This is a genomic window from Streptococcus sp. WB01_FAA12 (assembly GCF_012843315.1).
Classification (GTDB): Bacteria; Bacillota; Bacilli; order Lactobacillales; family Streptococcaceae; genus Streptococcus.
On record NZ_JABAEX010000001.1, the window covers coordinates 311,073 to 331,103 of the forward strand.

The 20,031-nt window shown below is 38.0% G+C and carries 19 protein-coding genes and 1 pseudogene; 3 read left to right on the plus strand and 17 right to left on the minus strand.

The annotated features are described in order from the left end of the window. Positions 1-4 precede the first annotated feature (4 nt). From HF881_RS01470 to efeO, 6 genes and pseudogenes are all read right to left on the minus strand, one after another. Positions 5-712: a 2-C-methyl-D-erythritol 4-phosphate cytidylyltransferase gene (locus HF881_RS01470; RefSeq protein WP_169446149.1), complete on the minus strand. Its 708-nt coding sequence runs from the start codon at positions 710-712 to the stop codon at positions 5-7. Positions 713-1,013: 301 nt separating this feature from the next. Further along, positions 1,014-1,184, minus strand: coding sequence for a twin-arginine translocase TatA/TatE family subunit (locus HF881_RS01475; RefSeq protein WP_000512108.1), 171 nt, complete (start codon positions 1,182-1,184; stop codon positions 1,014-1,016). After that, a complete protein-coding gene (tatC, locus tag HF881_RS01480; RefSeq protein ID WP_169446150.1) occupies positions 1,168-1,899 on the minus strand; it encodes a twin-arginine translocase subunit TatC in 732 nt (243 codons plus the stop codon). The genes HF881_RS01475 and tatC overlap by 17 nt, the downstream gene beginning before the upstream one ends. Further along, positions 1,900-3,588 (minus strand): annotated as a pseudogene (locus tag HF881_RS01485) (FTR1 family protein). It lies immediately after the preceding gene. Further along, the gene (gene efeB / locus HF881_RS01490; RefSeq protein WP_169446151.1) at positions 3,563-4,777 is read right to left on the minus strand and encodes an iron uptake transporter deferrochelatase/peroxidase subunit; all 1,215 of its coding nucleotides are present in this window, start codon (positions 4,775-4,777) and stop codon (positions 3,563-3,565) included. The pseudogene HF881_RS01485 and the gene efeB overlap by 26 nt, the downstream one beginning before the upstream one ends. 5 nt (positions 4,778-4,782) lie before the next feature. Next, positions 4,783-5,655: an iron uptake system protein EfeO gene (efeO, locus tag HF881_RS01495; RefSeq protein WP_169446152.1), complete on the minus strand. Its 873-nt coding sequence runs from the start codon at positions 5,653-5,655 to the stop codon at positions 4,783-4,785. Positions 5,656-5,889: 234 nt separating this feature from the next. Between efeO and HF881_RS01500 the strand changes: the two genes are divergently transcribed. Next, entirely contained in the window at positions 5,890-6,585 is a 696-nt protein-coding gene (locus HF881_RS01500) for a VIT family protein (RefSeq protein WP_169446153.1), read from the plus strand. Between the two features lie 286 nt (positions 6,586-6,871). On the opposite strand, the gene HF881_RS01505 is transcribed toward HF881_RS01500, so the two are convergent. The 8 genes from HF881_RS01505 to HF881_RS01540 form a co-directional block, all read right to left on the minus strand. Continuing rightward, positions 6,872-7,162: a DUF4176 domain-containing protein gene (locus HF881_RS01505; RefSeq protein WP_169446154.1), complete on the minus strand. Its 291-nt coding sequence runs from the start codon at positions 7,160-7,162 to the stop codon at positions 6,872-6,874. 117 nt (positions 7,163-7,279) lie between these two features. Then, the gene (locus tag HF881_RS01510) at positions 7,280-7,948 is read right to left on the minus strand and encodes a DUF443 family protein (RefSeq protein ID WP_169446155.1); all 669 of its coding nucleotides are present in this window, start codon (positions 7,946-7,948) and stop codon (positions 7,280-7,282) included. Between the two features lie 72 nt (positions 7,949-8,020). Then, the gene (locus HF881_RS01515) at positions 8,021-8,683 is read right to left on the minus strand and encodes a DUF443 family protein (protein WP_169446156.1); all 663 of its coding nucleotides are present in this window, start codon (positions 8,681-8,683) and stop codon (positions 8,021-8,023) included. 9 nt (positions 8,684-8,692) lie between these two features. Continuing rightward, positions 8,693-10,150, minus strand: coding sequence for a hypothetical protein (locus HF881_RS01520; protein ID WP_169446157.1), 1,458 nt, complete (start codon positions 10,148-10,150; stop codon positions 8,693-8,695). Further along, entirely contained in the window at positions 10,140-10,481 is a 342-nt protein-coding gene (locus HF881_RS01525; RefSeq protein WP_169446158.1) for a hypothetical protein, read from the minus strand. The genes HF881_RS01520 and HF881_RS01525 overlap by 11 nt, the downstream gene beginning before the upstream one ends. Then, entirely contained in the window at positions 10,474-10,782 is a 309-nt protein-coding gene (locus tag HF881_RS01530) for a TIGR04197 family type VII secretion effector (RefSeq protein WP_169446159.1), read from the minus strand. The genes HF881_RS01525 and HF881_RS01530 overlap by 8 nt, the downstream gene beginning before the upstream one ends. Positions 10,783-11,089: 307 nt before the next feature. After that, complete coding sequence (locus HF881_RS01535; protein WP_169446160.1) at positions 11,090-13,078, minus strand: ABC transporter permease; 1,989 nt, start codon at positions 13,076-13,078, stop codon at positions 11,090-11,092. A 1-nt stretch (position 13,079) separates the two neighbouring features. Further along, positions 13,080-13,838: an ABC transporter ATP-binding protein gene (locus tag HF881_RS01540; RefSeq protein ID WP_000173369.1), complete on the minus strand. Its 759-nt coding sequence runs from the start codon at positions 13,836-13,838 to the stop codon at positions 13,080-13,082. 445 nt (positions 13,839-14,283) lie between these two features. Here HF881_RS01540 and HF881_RS01545 point away from each other — a divergent pair, with 445 nt between their 5' ends. Together HF881_RS01545 and HF881_RS01550 are read left to right on the plus strand one after the other, a co-directional pair. Further along, positions 14,284-16,278 (plus strand): DUF1430 domain-containing protein, encoded by a 1,995-nt coding sequence (locus HF881_RS01545; RefSeq protein ID WP_169446161.1) that lies wholly within the window; start codon positions 14,284-14,286, stop codon positions 16,276-16,278. A 1-nt stretch (position 16,279) separates the two neighbouring features. Beyond that, positions 16,280-16,930, plus strand: a complete 651-nt coding sequence (locus tag HF881_RS01550; protein ID WP_000571616.1) for an ABC transporter ATP-binding protein — start codon at positions 16,280-16,282, stop codon at positions 16,928-16,930. Between the two features lie 104 nt (positions 16,931-17,034). On the opposite strand, the gene HF881_RS01555 is transcribed toward HF881_RS01550, so the two are convergent. Genes HF881_RS01555 through HF881_RS01565 form a run of 3 tightly spaced genes read right to left on the minus strand, consistent with a single transcriptional unit; the run spans position 17,035 to position 19,926 of the window. Beyond that, positions 17,035-17,307: a PspC domain-containing protein gene (locus HF881_RS01555; RefSeq protein WP_001092789.1), complete on the minus strand. Its 273-nt coding sequence runs from the start codon at positions 17,305-17,307 to the stop codon at positions 17,035-17,037. Positions 17,308-17,366: 59 nt separating this feature from the next. Then, positions 17,367-17,810 (minus strand): SprT family protein, encoded by a 444-nt coding sequence (locus HF881_RS01560; protein WP_169446162.1) that lies wholly within the window; start codon positions 17,808-17,810, stop codon positions 17,367-17,369. Further along, positions 17,797-19,926 carry a Tex family protein gene (locus HF881_RS01565; protein ID WP_169446163.1) on the minus strand — a complete coding sequence of 710 codons (2,130 nt, stop codon included), beginning with the start codon at positions 19,924-19,926 and terminating at the stop codon, positions 17,797-17,799. The genes HF881_RS01560 and HF881_RS01565 overlap by 14 nt, the downstream gene beginning before the upstream one ends. Positions 19,927-20,031: the final 105 nt, after the last annotated feature.

A 20,031-nucleotide genomic window follows, 5' to 3' on the forward strand; every position in this document is an offset into this window, starting at 1 on the left:
AGCCTTAGTCTTTCTCAATCATGCTTTTCGCGATTTTCAAGTCTGTTACAGTTGTGATTTTAAGGTTTGAATATTCACCTTTAGCTAGGGCAACGTCTTTCCCTTTGATAACAAAAATCTTACATGCATCCGTCAGGATTTCCTTTTCTTGATCAGATAGGGAACCATACAAATCCATAAAATCCTTGCATCGGAAGGTTTGAGGTGTTTGACCCTGATAGAGGTGAGCACGATTTGGAATATCCGTGATAAACTGACCATTGGTACTTTCAACAATTGTATCAACCGCTTCTACTACTGTGTCAACTGCATCATGATCTTGAGCGAGTTTGATATTGTCCTGAATCATGCGAAGTGTGATAAACGGACGAACAGAGTCATGCGTAATAACGATATCTTCAGGAGTAATTGGACGGTAGGCTTCAATGGCTTCTATAATCTTCTCGATACTGCTATTACGATCAGCACCACCTTTTGTAATGATGATACGGTCCTTGTGGAGAGAAAGATACTTGTCAACCAAGTCCTCAGCATGAGAGACCCAATCTCCATGAACTCCAATTACAATTTTTTCAATACTTGGTTCCAAAACAAATTTTTCAATTGTGTGGATCAAAATAGGACGATCACCCAACTCCAAGAATTGTTTTGGTAAATTACTGATTCCCATGCGTGTGCCAGTTCCTCCGGCTAGGATTCCTGCATAGATCATATATATTCTCCTTTAGTTTATTCTAAAAAACTTATCACCATCTATTATATCACAATCTGCCTTTATCATGAAGAAAAGACAGAGAACTATCTATCTAAATTTCAGAAATAAAATTAGATTTCCCTCTATATTTTTTACTTAACATTCGGTTAATATAGAGTTCTTTAGAGTATAATACAAACCTTAAAGAAAACTTAAAATCACTTTTAAGAATACAATAAAAAGCTAGGAAACTGCTCACCTAGGCCTAGACAGCTACAGTTCCTAACTTTCTTGTTTTTATGCATGATGATGGAATAAATTACTTTTCCTGATCTTGGTCACCAGCTCCTTTAACTGCCTTTTTAAACTCAGACAGCATTTTACCGATTGATTCACCAAGTTCTGGTAACCGTTTTGGTCCAAAGATTAAGAGTGCACCTAGGACGATGATAATCAATCCTGGAGCACCGATATCACGTAAGATTCCCATTCTTTTCTCCTTTCATTTTTTTCTTTACTATCCTCTTGCTAATTACAATACTAAGCTCATAGAGCGAGATTAAAGGAATTGTCATGGCTAGATCGCTAATAAAATCAGCTGGTGTCAAAAAAACAGCGAGTACCAATAAAATAAAGTAGGCATAACGTCTATAGGTAACTAAGAGCCCTGGTCCAATCAAGCCAATCGACGTCAAAAAAGCGATGATGACAGGCAATTCAAAGATGAAACCCAAGGGTAGGGTTGTTTGAAAAACAAAGGCTAAGTAGTTCTGCGCTGTTAATTGAGTTTCAAATAATCCTTCCCCAAGTCCTAAAAGCACTTGAAGTAAGGCAGGCGTTACAAAGTAGAATCCAAAGGCTAGTCCAAGTAGAAAGCAAATAAAACTAGCTGGAATATAGACAAATATTGCTCTTGCTTCTTCTGTTTTCAATCCTGGTTTGATAAAACTCCAAATCTGATAGACTGTAAAAGGTAGCGTAATGGTAAAGGACATCAGACTCGCCAAGCGCAAATAAATCCACAGAATGTCATTTGGACCTAATACAATCAACTTTTGATTAAAGGACTGAGTCAGATAGTAATAAAGCTGATCAGCAAACAATAAAGCTCCGCAGAAAACTATAGAAAAGCAGGCTATAACAGCAATGAATCTCTTTCTAAATTCTACCAGATGTTCAACGATTGTCAATTCTTTTGTATCCATCTACTTCTCACCCTGTCTCAATGTGACAACCAAAACAATTATCAAAAAGACTAGCTGACTTCCTAAACCTTCCCAACTTGGATAGATGCCCAAGAGGTCGATAGTTGGAAAACTTGATAGCAGGTGATTGGGTGTCATATTTGTCAGCTGCAGAGCATGCACACTAACTCCAAGCATCTTGAAGGCAAGAGCATAAATCATCCACGTCAGTAGGAAGAAGACCTTATGAGGTAGGAAGAATTGACTCGCCTTGTTCATCAGAAATGCAATAATCAGCAAGACTAACAAAGCTAGAAAAATACCTAGGATAAACTCAAAACGAGATATTCTCGGTAAAATCCCTACGTAAAATAGAATGGTCTCTGCCCCTTCACGGAAAACAGCTAGAAAACTAAGAGCAAACATGGAAATGAATGAACCTGCCTTGGTCACAGTTTTCATTTGATTATCCATAAAATCATTCCATTTTTTGACCGAGGATTTACTGTGAAGCCAGATACCAATCAAAATCATCATAACGACTGCGAAAATACCAACAGCTCCTTCGATGATTTCTCGATTGGCCCCTGATGTTACTGCAGGAAAGGCAATTTGTAGTATAAATGCAATCACTAGACTCGCAACGATACCTGTTAGGGCTCCACCATATACCCACTTGAGTCCTTTGCGCATCTTGGCTGCTTTTAGTGTTGTGACCAAGGCCATGACGATTAAGAGGGCCTCTACTCCTTCTCGTAGGAGAATGAGCATGGCATCAAAAGCATTGTAGCTTGCGCTAGTGTCAATTTGAGATAAATCAGCAATCAGTTTTTCTAATTTTTCTTGATATTCCTTCTCACTTCCCTTGACCATGATTACAGGACTTTCACTTTCAACTCGTGTATAGAGGGAAGGATTGGTCGTGCTAACAGAACCTTCAACAGTTGGCCATATAGTAATAAACTCTTTCATGGCAGCTGTCCCTGCCGTCGGGTTTCCAGCTTTAAATTCTTCCAAGGCTTTTTTGAGAAGTGAAATGCCATCTTTGAGACTTAGATTGGAGGAAGTTTTCGTCACTTCTTTGCCAGCTACGAAATTATCAATGGCAGTTTTTAAGTCATTAAAAGAAGACTGGATAGCATCATAATCTGTCGGCTCCATTTCAATACTACTGCGTAAGAAAGAGATAGCAGTCTCTACTTGACCGTAATGAGTTGTACTGTTATCGCGGACGACACTTTCATTGATGGTCCAAGTGGAATTCATCTTTTTATAGGCTTCTCGAATTTGCTCTATGTCTTTGGAAGAAATTGCCTTATCCAAAGTCTCAAAACGTGGTCTTAAGCGACTGACAAGCTTTTCCTTCTCCGCATTCAGATCTATTGGATTTTGTTCTTTTTCAAAAGCTAGAAGAGCAGAAGAGATTTATGTCAGATTTTCTTCACTAATCTCCCCTGACAGAGCAAGTTTCTCCTTGACAACCTTTCCAGCATCTGAATCAGCATGTTCTACTTTTTCAAAATCCGTCGCCATTTCTCTAACTAGGGCCTTGGCTTCTTCCTGATTTCCATTTTTTACAGCCTGAGAGGCATCGGTAATCTTTACAAAATAGGAACTCAGACTTTCCTTCGCACCGACAGGAGACATAGCTAACAAGAGAAAAGACAAAGTAACAAAACAAATACTAGTCTTCCAATAATTTCTGACCAATATAGTCTCCTTTCTTTACTCCACCAAAGCAGGCAAAAAGACCGCTACCGATGTGGGTTACATACTCATTCATCTTGTCTGTAGCTCCGAGGTTGGTTTGAACCTTGACAAAATGATCAGGATCCTTTTGGAAAGAGATAAAGAGTAAGCCTGTGTCAAATTGTCCAGTCTTATCATCAATTCCATCCGAGTATGAATAAGATCGTCGTAAGAGTGGCTTCTCTACCTCTTTGGCTAATCGAACATGCGAATCATCTGGTAAAAGACTCAAATCTACTTCATCAAACTCATTCTTCTTCCCAAAGGGAGCGCCACTTTCCTTATAACGACCAAAGGTATTTTCTTGCTCTTCAAGATTGGTTCGATCCCAAGTATCGAGAAACATCTGGATGCGGCGAACAGCCATATAGGATCCATTTTCCATCCAGTCCTTACTGTCAGCCCAGACAACACGATCAAAATCCTTTTCTTTGGTCACATTGGCAGTTCCATCCTTGAAACCAAAAAGGTTGCGTGGTGTCTCCATACGATCTCCAATAGCAGCAAAGCCAGATTGGCTCCAACGGAGGGTCACTGCATTTCTCCCTTTACGGATAAGGTTGCGAATAGCATGAAAAGCAACTTGCTCGTCATCTGCACAAGCTTGGATAACAATATCTCCCCCAGTATATTTTTTACGCAGTTGCTCCTTTGGAAAGGGGGGGAAATCCTTAAAAACCTGAGGACGTTTTTGCTCTAATTTCATCTTTTTCAGGAAACTAGCAGACACACCAAAAGTCAGCGTTAAACGATGAGGATTTAGCCCCACGGTTTCTCCAGTATCACTAGGAGGTAAGAGGGCATTCTGACCATCTTTTTTGACCAATTCTCCTTCTACCAACTTGCTACTATAACCTGTCCAATCCTTAAAAAGCTGAATAATCTTATCTTTATCTGTCGTATGCAAATCTAGGACAACAAAATAGATATTCTTTTGCATAGGGGTCGTGATACCCGCTTGGTGTTTCCCATAAAAGTCAATTTTTTCATTACCGTACGAGATTTTTTCCTGTTTGTCTAGCTTAGGCACTAAAAAAGCGGAGGCACCAGAGAGACCAAGTGCTAGACCAGCACCTCCAATACCCGCTTTTTTTAGAAATTCTCGACGGTCCATTTTTTTCTCAAAAAACTTTTCGTCTTTCTTAGTCATACCGCTTATTCTCCATCAAGAAATTTGCCCATTTGTGATAGAGGTTCACCAAGTTTTGTCACAGCTTCAGCCAATTCCTTGGTGTCTTCTTTTGTCAAATCAGTATAGAGTTTGTAGTGTTCCTTGTCTGTCATGTGTTTATCCAGCAAACTATTAACAGATTTGAAATCAGCTTCTAATTCTTTAACTAAATCAGCATCTGATTGTTCTAGTAAAGGTTTAAAGAGTTGGAATATCTTTTCAGCTCCCTCGATATTAGCACGGAAGTCGTACAAATCTGTATGAGAGTAGATTTCCTCTTCACCCGTAATCTTGCTTGTCGCCACTTCGTTAAGCAAGTCGACTGCCCCTGTCAACATAATCTTGTGATCGACTTCAACAGTCGCTACCTTAGCCTTCAACTCTTTGATATCGTTGACAAGCTGATCTCCATAACTTTCGGTTCCCTTAGTTGTGTTTTCTTCCCAAAGGATACGCTCGATACGGTGGAAACCTGACCAACCTTCCTCAGTCTTGTTTTCATCAACATAGTCTGCTAGACGAAAGTCAATCTTAACATCAGATTCACCAAAACTCTCAGCGATTGGTTCGGAGCGTTCGTAAGCCATACGAACAAGTGGATAAGCTTTCTTGGCTTCCTCCAATTTTCCGTCTTTTAAAAGCTGGACAAATCCTTCTGTATCCGTTAAAAGCTTATCAATTTGTCCTTGAACAAAAGTCTTATAATCTGCGGTTGCCTTATCAAGTAATTTTTGTTTATCATCTGATAAAGCTGTTACCTTAGAGGAATCATTTGTATCGGTTGATTTTTCAAAACGGACTGCACATGCTGTCAATAGCAAAGCAGAAGATAAAAGGACAACACCTAGTTTTTTCATTATTTACTCCTATTGGTTCAGGAAACCTGAATTTATTTTATGTTCCATTATAACATCCTTTCCTTAATTTTTTAATAAATTGTCAGAAAATTTAATATTTGAGAATTTGAAGTAGCATTTTCCGGTAAAATTAGAGGGAGCTTAAAAATTAGAATCGTAGAACTTTTTTCAGATAGTTTAAAAAGATTGTTTTCCCCTACTCTTTTCTCTATAATGGAGAGAAAGGAGATGACTATGATAGAATTGAAACATGAAATTGATGCAAACTTTGCAGGGCGACTCAATATCCTGCGTGCAGGTGTTCTCGTTGCCAATGATGGGATTATTTCCATCGCTGGAGTCGTTATCGGTGTTGCTAGTGCGACGAGCAATATCTGGATTATCTTTTTATCTGGATTGGCGGCTATCCTCGCTGGTGCTTTTTCTATGGCAGGTGGCGAATATGTCTCTGTATCCACTCAGAAAGACACGGAAGAAGCCGCTGTTGCTAGAGAGCAATTACTCTTGGATAAAGACATTGAATCTGCAAAACAATCCCTCTATGCTGCTTATCTTCAAAACGGTGAGTGTGAAACGTCCGCCCAACTCTTGACAAACAAAGCCTTTTTGAAAAATCCACTCAAAGCCTTGGTCGAAGAAAAGTATGGAATCGAGTACGAAGAGTTTACCAATCCTTGGCATGCTGCTATCTCTAGCTTTATTGCCTTTGTACTGGGAAGTCTTCCTCCTATGCTTTCCATTATCGTCTTTCCAAGTGACTATCGTATTCCAGCCACTGTTCTTATCGTAGCCCTTTCCCTTCTCATTACGGGCTATACCAGTGCTAAACTAGGCAAGGCTCCTACGAAAACTGCTATGATCCGTAACCTCTGTATAGGACTTCTGACCATGGGAGTAACTTACCTATTTGGACAACTCTTTAGTATCTAAGATAAAAGAAATACCTCGACAACGAACTGCACCCCAAAAGTTAGACAGAAAAAATCTAACTTTTAGGGTGCAGTTCATAATGTGTTTTTTTCTAATAACGTTTTGACGTCTTCTAAGATTTTGTAACATTACCAGAAAAGATCAGCCGCCTGAATAGTTGAAAGTTATTTACTTTATTTGCAATTATTTTAATCAATAACATCAATCATTAAAAGTGAGAGTATTTTCAATAATATCAAAGCGATTACTATTATAAGAGATAAACGCTTAAGCGGAAGCTACTCTATTAACCAACCTTGCCCCTTAGAAAATTATTCTCATTTTCTAAGAGCCACTGACTATAAAGTTCTTGATATCGTTTCTCTTCGTTATCACTGTAACCTTTAAAAAGAACTTTATCAATATTTTCTTTATTAAAATATAAAATTTGTTCAGCGTCAAGCCCCACTGGGTATATGCATCCTGAATAATCAAAAATTACTTTTTCTCCATCATTGTCAATGAAAGCTCCCCGATTAAGAATCATAATTTTACGGGTTCCATCTTTTAAATAAACAATACTTCCAATAGGTAACATAATCTTTTCTTCCTTTCGGTATTTAATTAATAACTTTATTTTTTTAACAAATTCTCTATTGTATGACAAATATATCTACGGATTTTTGCTAAAATGACATTTTAATTCTGCTATGGGTTATGATATAACTTCAACTATCTCATATTCCCGTTCATCTCCAGGTGCAAAAGCAACATTTATAGTTGCTAGAAAAATGAACATTGTTAAAATCATTATCAAAAGCATGGCAACATTTTTTATATAAATAAAAGCTAAGGCAAATATAAGAGCTAAAGCAAAAAAACATAGTCGCAATAGAAGCATTTTTACGTAAAAACGCAATGAATTTACTGGTTTTATTTTATAAAAAATAGATTGCTCCAATGATCTATTGAGTAATTTTTCTAAACTTTTTTTCTTTTTAGAATATAAAAGCTGAAGCAAACTAAAAGACAATAATAAACCAATAACTACTAAAAGCAAACTAGTTACTATCGAAAAATTCACATAAAAGTTGGCAAATAAATCAATATGATTCATACGAGCCCAGGCATTCACAAAAACTGCCAATCCTGCAGCTAATGATGTTGGAAGGATAAATTTGCTCGCCTTAGAGTTTTTTTCTTCGATTTTAAAAAGTTCTTCATCTGAGATAGCATAAACTTTCTGATAAAAATACCAGTTTAAAGGCAAACAGAAAGATCCGAGAAAATGTTTAGGAGATCTATCTAATAGATACTGTTTCCCCTGATAATGAAATAATAGGTATCGAAAATTCCCTTTATAATATAATTTTATTTTTTGCATTTTAATCCTTACTAATCTAAGAAAACATGAGTTTTCCCAAGCTATGAGGAGTATCTTGATATCGGCTACATCTTATTTTAGTATTTTATCATTTATTTTATATAAGTGATGGCTTTCAGTTCCAAATGCAACATTAGAAGCCGACAAATATAGAAAGATGATTGCATTGGCCATTAAGCCAAAAAGTAAGTTACCTGAGTAGAAATAATACATTGACATAAAAAATGCTAGCCCACCAATAACCACTATAAATCCTAGCAATTGTTTAAAGTCAATTTTTATTGGCGTGATTTTATAGTATTGTAAATGCCTAAGTTCGCGTCCTAGTACGGAAGTCATCCTTCTTTTCCGAGAATAGTAACATAATTCAACCAGAACATATGTTAAAAGAAAAGTCATTAAAAAAAGTGCCACTTTCGTAAAACTTGAAAGATTCGTTTCAAAATACTTAGTGATATCAATCTTGTTAACCCGTAACCAATTATATAAAAAGATACTCAGCCCAGCACCGAGAGAAGCTGAAACAGTGAGTTTTGTAGCACGTCCATTTTTTTCTTTTATTTTACAGTACTCATCCGATGTAATGGGATACACATGTTGAAAGAAAAGCCAATTTATAGGTGGAAAAAGATATCCTATCAAATGACATGGTCTTCTATCAAGTAGATAGTATTGATGATTGAATTCAAATACTAAATACCGAAAATTTCCATAAGCAAAACGAATTTTTTCCATTATTTCTCCTTAATCAAAGGGGTTAAGAGCACTTAGACTACCTGAAATGGCATTGCCTACATCACTTACCACCTCACTGGCCCAATTTTTTGCACTTTCAACACTATTTGATATTGCCTGACCTACGTTTTTCCCTACATCATCCAAAAATGCCCCTGTAGCATCTAAACCATCTTTAAGTCCTAAAAAGTTATTTTCATACGCAGCGTTAAATCCTAAGCTAATAGCTGTACCAACAAGAAAAGTTGTTGCTCCAGCAGCTAATGCAGCCCAACCAATAGGATTACTTCCAAAAAATACTGCAGCCGCGAGAGTTCCTCCCCCAACACTCAATCCTGTTGTTAAACCGCTATGCACAACAGCCTGACCAATACTTTTATCTTTGTTAACAATATCATCATACATTCCAAGACCAAAACCAATTCCTATTAAGGCACGGCCACCCCATTTACCCCAGTTTGCTATAGTTGAGCCATTTTGAACTAAAGCTTGACCTATACCATTTTGATTAACTAAAACAAATGAAGTTGAAGCTCCGTTTAAAGCAAAAGTACTAGGACCTTTAATTCCTTCTAAAATAGTAGCTAAACCACCAAAACGTTGAATTCCTAATCCAAGTTGCTCAATTGCAGTTGCAAGTAAGTCAAACTGCGTACTATTTTTATCATAATTCTCTCGAACTAACTCTAATGCACTTTTTAATTGCTGAATTAACTCAGGTGAAACTAACTCTTCTGGATGGTACTGAGCATAGGAAAGTAAAGCTTCAATGTCCTCTATTGTTAATCCCTCTCCTGATTTCAACTTTTCTTTATCAAATCGTCTTCCCCAAGACTCGTGAACCTGTTTAACCCACATCAATTCCTCTTGAGGTGGAATTACAAATGTTTTTGTTTCTTCATTCCAAGAGCTTTTTGCTTGAGATAACCCTTGCCTTACTACTTGATAAAGACCATCTATATTTGAAAAAAGACCTGATGATGAATTATGAAACGTCAAAAGTTTTTGAAGCTTCTCCTCCAATTTTTGTTTGACTTTCTGTTGGATCTCAATATGTTCTGTTAAACTATTAATAAAAAAATAGTCTGGTTGTTCCACACGATATTCCATATTTCGTAGTTTCTGATAGTAAACAATATTTTTATGTGCTTGCGCAATTTTTTGACGCAACTCATCTTCTTTTAAGCTTACACTATCCACCTCACTAATGAATTTATTCGGAAGACTCAATGTTGCTTTTTCTATTTCCTCATTTAACAAAATACAGGCTTTCGTTAATGGAATCAATATTTGGCTACAATAAACTTTTGCAGAATCATAGGCTAAGCCAGATAAATCTCCACTATTTGATGAAAAATCATTAAGAGCCTTATGTAAAGATTGATAAGCTTGATTTTGATTCTGTAGTGCTCTTGATGTACTACTAGCTTGATTCTTGGATTTCCATAAATACATATCAACACCCATTTTTTTCTCTCACCTCTCTTTCTAATTGTTTCAATTGTTCTTTATCAACTTCTAATAGTTTTTGTGACTGTTTAAGGGACTCTTCCTGTTCTTGAAAATAGGTTTGAAGTTTTTGCGATGCCTGACGATGTTGTGATTCTAAATCTTTAAAATAATAACTATCGTCAGATTGACTCATCAACTCTGCAACCTCACTAAAAAAGAATTTACTTTTTTTAGTAAGGTTCTCATATTCATCTCGTACGATATATAGGTGATGTTTCTTTGCTTTTAGAGATTCTTCTCTTTGTTTGAGTGATAACTCTAAATTAATGATATCACGATTAACCATTTAACGTAAACCTCGTGCTAGCATCTTCAATGCGTGACAATTGGTTTGCTACTCTCTGATCCATAGCATGAAAAGCTGTAGATAGATTATGAATATTCGTTGACATTGCTGATATTACATTAGCCATTTGACTCGCAGTAGTTTGCGCTAAATCAATTGCAGAGGAAGCTTTTGCATTCCCCGCTATAGTTGTCTGATTATCTTTTTCAATCGCTATACGATTAGCGAGACTTTCTGTAGATTTTGCAATCGCCGTTGCTCTTTGAACAGCTAAAGATGTTACACTTTTTATTTCACTCATTATCAGGTTCCTCTAAAACATTTAACTATCATGATTATATCATAAAAATTTTAAAAATATTGTAATATTCTCCAAATATGATTGAATACGACCTCAATATTTTGAAATTGGCAATGTATTGTGATTTCAGCTAGAGCTTGCAGTTCTTAAAAAAATTAAGAAAGCAATGATTAACTATATTTTTCTATAACAAATAAATTAAATTCAAACTAAAAAGACTTAGTCCTGTGCAATACAGAACTAAATCCTTTCAATAATTATTTGTCTAACTTTTTGGGGTCAGTACACAAGCATCGAGGTATCTTTTTTACATTTGCACAATCTTGCGATAGCTTCTTGAGGTAATCATAAAAATCAAAACGTAGACGATGAGGAAGATGGCACAAATCGACAAAGTTACAGTCAACATCATGGTTGCATCCAGCACGCCAATGACTTTTAGGATGAGGCTAAGCATATGATAGGCAAAAGCAAGGTGTAGGAAGGCAAAGAGCAATGGAAGGAAGAAAACAGTTAGAACCTGTTTGTTAATGGTTTGCTTGATTTGCTTTTGATCAAGTCCGACCTTTTGCAAAATGATGAAGCGTTCACGGTCTTCATAGCCTTCAGAGATTTGTTTGTAGTAGATGACAAGAACAGTTCCCACCATAAAGATGATAGAGAGGAAAATACCGATAAAGAAAACTCCACCAAAGAGAGCACTCACCTGCGCACTGCTATCAGCCAGATTGCTCCCGTAAACATAGCTTCCTTCTTTGTTTAATTCTCTATTAAAGTTGTTGACGAATTTTGAATAGTCATCTGCAATTTTAAGTTGCTCTTCCTCGCTAGCCGTTACGTTCATACCACCGTAGTATTGATTAAAGATGGAAGAATTAGGATGCTGGTCAAGAAAGGCTTGTAGGTCAGGAACAACCAGATAGTTATAATCCGAAGTTAGAATATTGTACTGATTTGGGACATGTTCAAGAATAAAATCTTTTTTGATTTCTTCCTTGATTGTGTAGGTCTGGTCATTTAGAGTCAGTTCTTTCTGTCCTTGAAGTTCTTTGTTTTTAGTAAACAATCCGACTTCCTTTCCTGAAAGTGCAAGTTTTTGCCCCGTCATATTCTCGTAGTCTTTTTGATCAAAGACCATAAAAATAGTTTTCGGTTGAACACGATTTTGACCTTTCTCAAAGATTGTCAATTTCGTACCTTCTTGGTTTGCCACACCAAAGTTACTATATGTAAGGACTTCTTTCTTTGTGACAGTCAATCCCTTATCACTAGCATACTGGTCTAGGAGTTTATTTATGTCTTCTTTTTCAACATTTTGCCCTGTAATCCCAAAATCATGCGGATTCATGACTTTCTTGAAAGTCTCTGAAGCCTTGAAGACGCTCGTTGTAGCAGACATAGTCACCAAGACCATGGTTGAGAGAATAGCAATCGTCGCCAGACCAACCGCATTTTTCTTCATACGAAAAATGAGATTGGATACGGAAATCATGTTGTTGGGTTGGTAATAATAAGTCTTGTTTTTTTTCAAGATTTGTAGGAAAACTGTGATTCCTGCATTGAAGAGAAGATAAGTTCCCAAAATTACCAACAAAACTGCTACGAAGAAAATCAAAACAGCAGAAAGTGGATTTTCAACTGTTACTGCTAGGTAATAACCCGCTCCCAAACTAATCAGACCTAGAATGGTTTGAAGGCCTAAGAAACGTCCTTTTTTCTCACCACTGGCTTTTTCACGAGAGAGCTGAAGGGCATTCATGCGTGCGATGCGAAAGGCATTGATAAAAATCAGACCTAGGAAGATAGCTCCAAAAATAAGGACAACTAGGATAAAGACACTTGGTTGGAAGGTCGCTACGAGCTCCACCTTCATATTCATTAGCTTCAGAAGCAGAGCAAAGATTAGCTTATCAAAGAGAGCTCCTAGGCCAAGTCCAGCTGTCAAGGTTAGAGAGCCAAAAATAAGAAGCTCCTTAAAGACCATGCTGATCAAATGGCGTTTTTCTAATCCTAACATGCCATAAATCCCTAGTTCTTTGGAACGATTTTTCATGACGAAACTATTGGCATAGAAGACGATGATGGCAGAGGCTATAGTGACAATCACCATACCGAGACCAAGCGTCATGGAGATGGTTTCTCCCCCTCGAATCTTGCCAATATTGGGGTTAAGTGTCAATGAGTAAAAGAGATAAGTGATGGTCACAGCTAAGAGAACAGCTAAAGCAAAGGGATAGTAGAGTTTGCGATTTTTGATTAAGTTCGAAACCGCTAACTTATTGGTCAATCGAAACATACTAATTCACCTCGCTTGCCATAACAGTCAAAGTATCAGAGATTTCTTGGAACATCTGACGTTCTGTCTTGTCTCCACGGTAGATTTGGTTATAGAGAATGCCGTCCTTGATAAAGAGAACGCGCTTGGCCCTGCTGGCTGCCGCGGTTGAGTGGGTCACCATGAGAATGGTTTGGCCGCGCTCATTGATTTCATCAAATACATCGAGTAATGCTGCAGATGACTTGGAGTCAAGGGCTCCTGTTGGCTCATCTGCAAGGAGAATTTCAGGTTCAGTGATGATAGCGCGGGCTACTGCTACCCGCTGTTTTTGACCACCTGAAATCTCGTAAGGGTACTTCTCTTGCAATTGGTTGATACCCAAATTTTCAGCAGTTACTACCAATTTTTTCATCATCTCCGTGATAGGTTTTCGAGATAGAACTAACGGAAGCAAGATATTGTCCTTAACAGACAGGGTATCAAGTAAGTTAAAGTCTTGGAAAACAAATCCCAACTTCTCACGACGGAAGCTAGAAGCCTGTGAATTTTTAATAGTAGCTGTGTCTGTTCCGTTTAGGTAAACCTGCCCACGAGTTGGTTTATCCAGCATAGCTAGGATGTTGAGCAGGGTTGACTTTCCTGAACCAGACTCACCCATGATAGCAACGTAGTCACCCTTTTCCACGGTAAAGTGAATGTCTTTGAGGGCCTCTACTTGGTTGCCTTGGAAACGTGTTTTGTAGATTTTTTGAACGTGTTTTACATCTAAAAGTGTCATGATTTTCTCCTTCTTAATATCCCATCAATTGAAACTGTGCTTGCATCATAGCGCATCCTAGTTGAACACGCTCGATGTCTTTTTGACTTGGTTTTCTTGTTTTCTTTTGTAAGATTCTTTTCATGGTTTTACTCCTTTGTTCTTTATGAGTCTAGTTTATCGCAAAAAAAGACGGCTTGCCATAACCTAACCTTACAAAAGAGACTTTAATCTTACATTTTTGTAAGATTGAGGAATTTTTTTGAAAATGGCTACTATAAGAAGTCCTGTCATTGCTTGTTTTATTCTTAAAAAAATAGTAAAATTAAGTTATGAAAAGGCTTTCCTTAACATCTTGTAAAAGAATTGGCTTTCTGCTAATTATTTTTAAAGGTGCTAAACTATCATTCGTATCACTGCTATAAGGAGGGAGGTTCAGCTCCCTCTTTTTTAGAAAGAGGTTCCTATGAAACGTGTTTTTCTCTTCATCAGCAATCTTCTTTTAACTTTCTTCCTCATTGCGACTCTGTCCTTTTGGAAAGAAGCTCTTCCTCAACGCCTATTTCCAGGTGTGGCTGTACACAGTGGACAAGCCGATTATACTACCCTCAAACAAGAATTAGACAGCCTTGCTAGAAAACATAATAGTCTTATCGCAAGAACCATTTGGGAAGTAGATAGTGATGGAAAATCACAAACTTACTACGAAGCTTTTGGAGATGGGCAACTCCCAGACTGGATGCCTCCAGCAAGTCAAGAAAGCATTCACAAGAGCGATCTTCTCAACAACTACAATATTATCAGCGGATCCCTAACTAGTCAAGAATTGGCTACTCATCTGAAAGAACTTGGACTAGAAAAAGCGAATGCATTTGAAAATGACAGAGTATCCTTCGTACTGGCCATCTTTACCCAACCTGATCAGCTCATCAGTATGTTAATCTTTTTGCTGACTTTCTTAGCTTTAATTGTTATCGGTCAGATTCAATCTCTTTCTCAGTCAGGGATTAGATTGATTTCTGGAGAGCGGCTGAGCTATCTCTTCTTTCGTTCTCTCGCAAGAGACGGACTTGATATCCTTCTTTTTGGTCTACCTGCTTTGCTGATAGCATGTATCTTGCTCATTTCCTTGGGATATCCTTATGAAGTTCAGACTTTTCTAGGAATACTTTTTATTCTTTACAATAGCCTACTTCTCTTACTTAGTCTTCTAATTGCCTTTCTTTTTACCATTTCTTTAAAAAAAGTCCATCTCCTCTCTATCATCAAAGGAAAATTACCAATCAAGTCAATTCTACGCATTCTCTACTTTGGTCAGGTACTTGCCATTCTACTGGTTATTGTAGGATTTGGACGTATGTCTACTTACTATCATATACTTGAGAAAAATGAAGCTGGACAAGCTACTTGGGAACAACGCTCCAATGTTGTTACTCTTCAAACAGGGCGTTCCAGTCAGATGAAAAATTTAGATGAACTGCAGACAAATGCTGATAAATGGTTTGACTTTATTCAGCATGCTATAGATAATGAGAATGCCTTCCTTATTAAACATAATCTAGTTGAGCAAGCTCTTAAGCAAGCTACCTCAAATCATAATGAAACTGAAAATAACCCTTATGGTGTGGAAGGAAAAAATATTCTCTACGTCACGCCCAGCTACTTCCAAAAGGAAGATATGGACTTATCATCAGAAACCTTTCAAAAAATCAACACCCTCAAAGATGGACAGATCCTTGCCATACTCCCAGAAGAACTACAAAAAAATGAAAAAGATATAAAATCAACCTTGCAACAAGAGTTAACCAACCGATTATACAGTAACAAGTCTAATCAAACTGTCGAAGTTAGTATAGCTTATACCAATCAAAATAATGATGTATTTCTCTATAATACCACCCATATTGCTTATGATCAATGGTTATCAAATCCCATCTTTCTTGTGCTTTCTCCTAAAGCACTTGGTAAGGCTTCCTCCATCTTCTGGTTTACAAATCTAGAATATCTCTATTTTACAGACCTCCACCAGACACAGGAACTTTTGAAACACTATCAAATTGATCAAATGGTCTCAAGGCTATCGTCTGCTAGGGAAACCTATCTCCAGTTAAATCAAAAAATTAAAATCGAAATTTTTAGTAACTTAGCGAGTGCTATGTTTGCTATTTTGACTTCAATTTTGCTGTTTACAAGTTTAAATCTGCTCTATTTTGAAGCCTTTCGCAAAACCATATTCTTGAAAAAAATAGCAGGCTATTATTTCTTTGAATTACACAATAGATATATCACTTCTCAAATAGCAGCTCTCTTTCTCGGAAGTGGTCTAGCTTTCATTATTTCTAAGAATATCTGGATTACCCTGATCCTATTTTTCAGCTTTTCAAGTTTAGCCGTTCTTCTATTGAAGATCTTTGATAAGAAGGAAAGCAAAACCTATGTTAGCATTATCAAAGGAGGATAGCATGATTGAATTGCAACATATTTGGAAACAATTTGGTTCTCGTATTATTTTTTCAGACTTGAATCTGAATTTTCAAAGTGGTATGGTGTATGCTTTGATAGGAGACAGTGGTTGTGGAAAAACCACTTTGCTCAATATGCTTGCAAAACTAGAGACTTTCGACAAAGGAGAAATCGTTTACAAAGGAAAGTCTTTGACTTCTCTAAAAAATGAGGAATTCTATCGTAACGAGCTAGGTTATCTCTTCCAGAACTTCGGACTATTAGAAAGTCAGACCATTCGAGAAAACCTTGAACTGGGACTGATTGGCAAAAAACAGAACAAGAAACAAGAAAAAGAGAGACTTCTTCTTCAAGCACTACAGGCTGTCAGACTAGATTATCTAAGTCTCAACCAAAAAATCTATGAATTATCTGGTGGTGAAGCTCAACGCGTAGCGCTTGCTAAGATTATCCTGAAAGATCCTCCTTTGATTTTAGCCGATGAGCCTACCGCCTCGCTAGATCCAAAAAATTCCAAGGAAATTATGGAAATTCTCCTTGAACTTCGTAATGCTAATAGAACAATTATCATCGCAACTCACAATCCTAGTATTTGGAAAATGGCTGATCAGGTAATTCATCTCTCTCAAGATGGAAAAGAATATACTTAAATACCAAAATCCCTTGTGGTTATTTAGCCACAAGGGATTTTCAGTCATTTATGCTGCTTCTTTTAAGTAACATAGTGCAAATAATAAATACTTCCTGTTAAATCTCACCAAAACCAGCCATCATTGTCATCAATAGCCTCGGCTTCCTTGCGTTTGCGTGGTCCTGTTCCGTACATTTCTGCTTCGATTTCTTCCTTAGTTGGCAGGATAGAGGCGAGGATGATGTAAATAATCACACCAATCCCAAAATTTGATATAGTAAAAATGGCGAAGAGAAAGCGGACTAGGGTTACATCAAGTTTCCACTTGTCTGATAGGCCAGCCAAAACTCCTGACACCATGCGATTTCGTCTCATTTTATAAAATTTTGTATTCATGATTGTTTCCTCTTTCGGTATTCTTACAAGTAGTATAGCATGAATCAGAACTATCAACATCAGTCCGTAGGCCGATTTAAGATGACGAGTTTACCTCGGCAGATGCCACATCGATAGCGCTTGGTATCAATCCTTTTCTTACGTTGATAACTTTGCCGGCAGGATTGGCACTGATAGACTAGGTAGGTACTTTTGTCCTTCAAAGGGGGAACAAAGCGCAGTCCATCCACTTCTTTCAACAGTTCCTTAAAATCTCGGTCCTTATGTCGATATCCTTTTTTCTGAAAATAAAGGTGATAGTGACAGAGTTCATGGCGCACGATTTTGCGAAAGACTTCCAAACCTAGTTCACTATAAACCTTGGGATTAAAATCCAAATGCCCATCCTTGGGAAAAAATCGTCCACCTGTCGTTCGTAGACGAGAATTCCACTGGGCTTGGTGTGTAAAAGGTCTACCAAAGTCTTCGAGTGAAACAGACTGAACGTACTCAGTCAGTTTCATCTGGAGCTAAGAGCGACAGATTGACTTTTTCACGTTCAGTATCGATTTTCTTGACCCAAACCGTTACCAAATCTCCGACTGACACCACTTGGCTGGGATGTTTGATAAATTTACGACTCATATGGGAAATATGAATCAAGCCATCCTCGTGAATCCCGATATCAACGAAGGCACCGAAGTCAACGACATTACGCACCACACCTTCCAGCTTCTGGCCGACTTTTAAGTCTTTGATATCCAAGACATCTTGACGAAGAACAGGTGCATCAAAAGAGTCACGAAAATCACGACCTGGTTTGAGAAGGTCAGCAATAATATCTTTAAGGGTTTCTGGGCCAAGTTCTAGCTCTTGCGCCATTTCCTTGACAGAAAGGGACTTAAGCTTATTTTGGGCTTCTTCATTTAAGTCCTTGATATCCAAGCATTTGAAGAGTTCCTTAACTGCAGCATAGTTTTCTGGGTGAACTCCAGTATTATCGAGGATATTGCTACTTTCCGGAATACGGAGGAAACCAGCTGCCTGCTCAAAGGCTTTGGCACCGAGACGAGGAACTTTCTTGATTTGAGCACGTGAAGTGATTTTTCCTTCTTCCTCACGGTATTTGACGATATTTTCAGAGATGGTTTTATTGAGTCCAGCTACGTGGGAAAGAAGAGCTGGGCTAGCTGTATTGACATTGACACCAACTTGGTTGACCACGGTATCGACGACAAAGTCCAGACTTTCAGACAGTTTCTTCTGACTGACATCGTGCTGGTATTGCCCTACACCGATTGACTTGGGATCGATTTTAACCAATTCAGCAAGGGGATCTTGCAAACGACGGGCGATAGAGATAGCCGATCGTTTTTCAACGGTTAAGTCTGGAAACTCCTGACGAGCAAGGTCGCTAACAGAGTAGACAGAAGCACCACTTTCATTGACAATAACATAGCTGACTTCAGGAAAATCTTTCAGAACTTCCGCCACAAAGGCTTCACTCTCGCGGCTTGCAGTACCATTTCCGATAGCAATAATTTCCACACCAAATTGACCGATCAGGTCGGCTAAGTCTCTCTTGGCTTCTTCAATCTGACGAGCAGAAGCTGGTTTAACAGGATAAATGACTTGGGTCGTCAGCATTTTCCCCGTCGCATCAACAACGGCTAGCTTGGCACCTGTACGAAAGGCAGGGTCAAAGCCTAAAACCACGCGCCCTTTTAGCGGAGCAACCAAGAGGAGATTACGCAGATTATCCGAAAAGAGTTGGATCGCCCCTTCTTCTGCCTTTTCGGTTAATTCTGTCCGAATACGGCGCTCGATAGCAGGCAAGACCTTTTTCTTAACAGATTGCTGAACCACTTCATCAACATAGGCATTCTTCACCTTGAAACGCGCTGCAAAGAAAGATAGGATACGATCCGTCGCATGTTCAAAGCCGACTTTTAAGACACCTAGTTTCTCCCCGCGGTTGAGCGCCAAGGTACGATAGCCTTGCATATTGCTAACTGTCTCTGAAAAATCATAATAAATCTGAAAAACTTGTTTTTCATCAAGACTTTCATCCTTGACCTGCGAAGTGATTTTAGAGTGTCTCAGCACTTCCTGATAGGTCATAGCACGTAGATTGACATCTTCGGATAAGGCTTCTACCAAGATATCAACTGCTCCAGCTAAGGTTTCTTTACCAGTCGCAAATCCTTCACAGACAAACTTCTCAGCTTCTTTCTCTAAGCCAGTTACATTTTGCAAAATCAAGCGAGCAAGAGGAAAGAGTCCAGCTTCACGGGCAATGGTTGCCTTGGTCCGACGCTTTTCCTTATAAGGAAGATAGAGTTCTTCAACGTCTGCTAATTTCTCAGCTGCCAAAATAGCTGCCTCCAATTCCTTGGTTAGCTTGCCTTGTTCTTGAATCTTAGCCAAGACAGCTTCTTTACGGTCGTTGAGATTTGTCAGACTTTTATCCAGGTCAATAATCGCCTTAATCGCCACTTCATCCAGACTATCAGTCATGTCCTTCCGGTAACGCGCGATGAAGGGAATTGTCGCCCCATCAGCCGTCAAACTTAGAACGGTATCGATTTGCTTTAAGGTTACACCCAAATCTTGGGAGATTTTTTCATATTTTTTATCCATATACCTATTATACCATAAGGGACAAGGCTTGTTTCGTTCTACCCTTTTTTACATCTTTGATTATCAAAATAATCCCATTTCTACAAAATAATAGTATAATAGAGG

Bases quoted from the DNA above. Each gene is read 5' to 3' on its own strand.
- HF881_RS01470 (WP_169446149.1), bottom strand. From the start codon at position 712: ATGATCTATGCAGGAATCCTAGCCGGAGGAACTGGCACACGCATGGGA.
- HF881_RS01475 (WP_000512108.1), bottom strand. From the start codon at position 1,184: ATGGGAATCTTACGTGATATCGGTGCTCCAGGATTGATTATCATCGTC.
- tatC (WP_169446150.1), bottom strand. From the start codon at position 1,899: ATGGATACAAAAGAATTGACAATCGTTGAACATCTGGTAGAATTTAGA.
- efeB (WP_169446151.1), bottom strand. From the start codon at position 4,777: ATGACTAAGAAAGACGAAAAGTTTTTTGAGAAAAAAATGGACCGTCGA.
- efeO (WP_169446152.1), bottom strand. From the start codon at position 5,655: ATGAAAAAACTAGGTGTTGTCCTTTTATCTTCTGCTTTGCTATTGACA.
- HF881_RS01500 (WP_169446153.1), top strand. From the start codon at position 5,890: ATGATAGAATTGAAACATGAAATTGATGCAAACTTTGCAGGGCGACTC.
- HF881_RS01505 (WP_169446154.1), bottom strand. From the start codon at position 7,162: ATGTTACCTATTGGAAGTATTGTTTATTTAAAAGATGGAACCCGTAAA.
- HF881_RS01510 (WP_169446155.1), bottom strand. From the start codon at position 7,948: ATGCAAAAAATAAAATTATATTATAAAGGGAATTTTCGATACCTATTA.
- HF881_RS01515 (WP_169446156.1), bottom strand. From the start codon at position 8,683: ATGGAAAAAATTCGTTTTGCTTATGGAAATTTTCGGTATTTAGTATTT.
- HF881_RS01520 (WP_169446157.1), bottom strand. From the start codon at position 10,150: ATGGGTGTTGATATGTATTTATGGAAATCCAAGAATCAAGCTAGTAGT.
- HF881_RS01525 (WP_169446158.1), bottom strand. From the start codon at position 10,481: ATGGTTAATCGTGATATCATTAATTTAGAGTTATCACTCAAACAAAGA.
- HF881_RS01530 (WP_169446159.1), bottom strand. From the start codon at position 10,782: ATGAGTGAAATAAAAAGTGTAACATCTTTAGCTGTTCAAAGAGCAACG.
- HF881_RS01535 (WP_169446160.1), bottom strand. From the start codon at position 13,078: ATGTTTCGATTGACCAATAAGTTAGCGGTTTCGAACTTAATCAAAAAT.
- HF881_RS01540 (WP_000173369.1), bottom strand. From the start codon at position 13,838: ATGACACTTTTAGATGTAAAACACGTTCAAAAAATCTACAAAACACGT.
- HF881_RS01545 (WP_169446161.1), top strand. From the start codon at position 14,284: ATGAAACGTGTTTTTCTCTTCATCAGCAATCTTCTTTTAACTTTCTTC.
- HF881_RS01550 (WP_000571616.1), top strand. From the start codon at position 16,280: ATGATTGAATTGCAACATATTTGGAAACAATTTGGTTCTCGTATTATT.
- HF881_RS01555 (WP_001092789.1), bottom strand. From the start codon at position 17,307: ATGAATACAAAATTTTATAAAATGAGACGAAATCGCATGGTGTCAGGA.
- HF881_RS01560 (WP_169446162.1), bottom strand. From the start codon at position 17,810: ATGAAACTGACTGAGTACGTTCAGTCTGTTTCACTCGAAGACTTTGGT.
- HF881_RS01565 (WP_169446163.1), bottom strand. From the start codon at position 19,926: ATGGATAAAAAATATGAAAAAATCTCCCAAGATTTGGGTGTAACCTTA.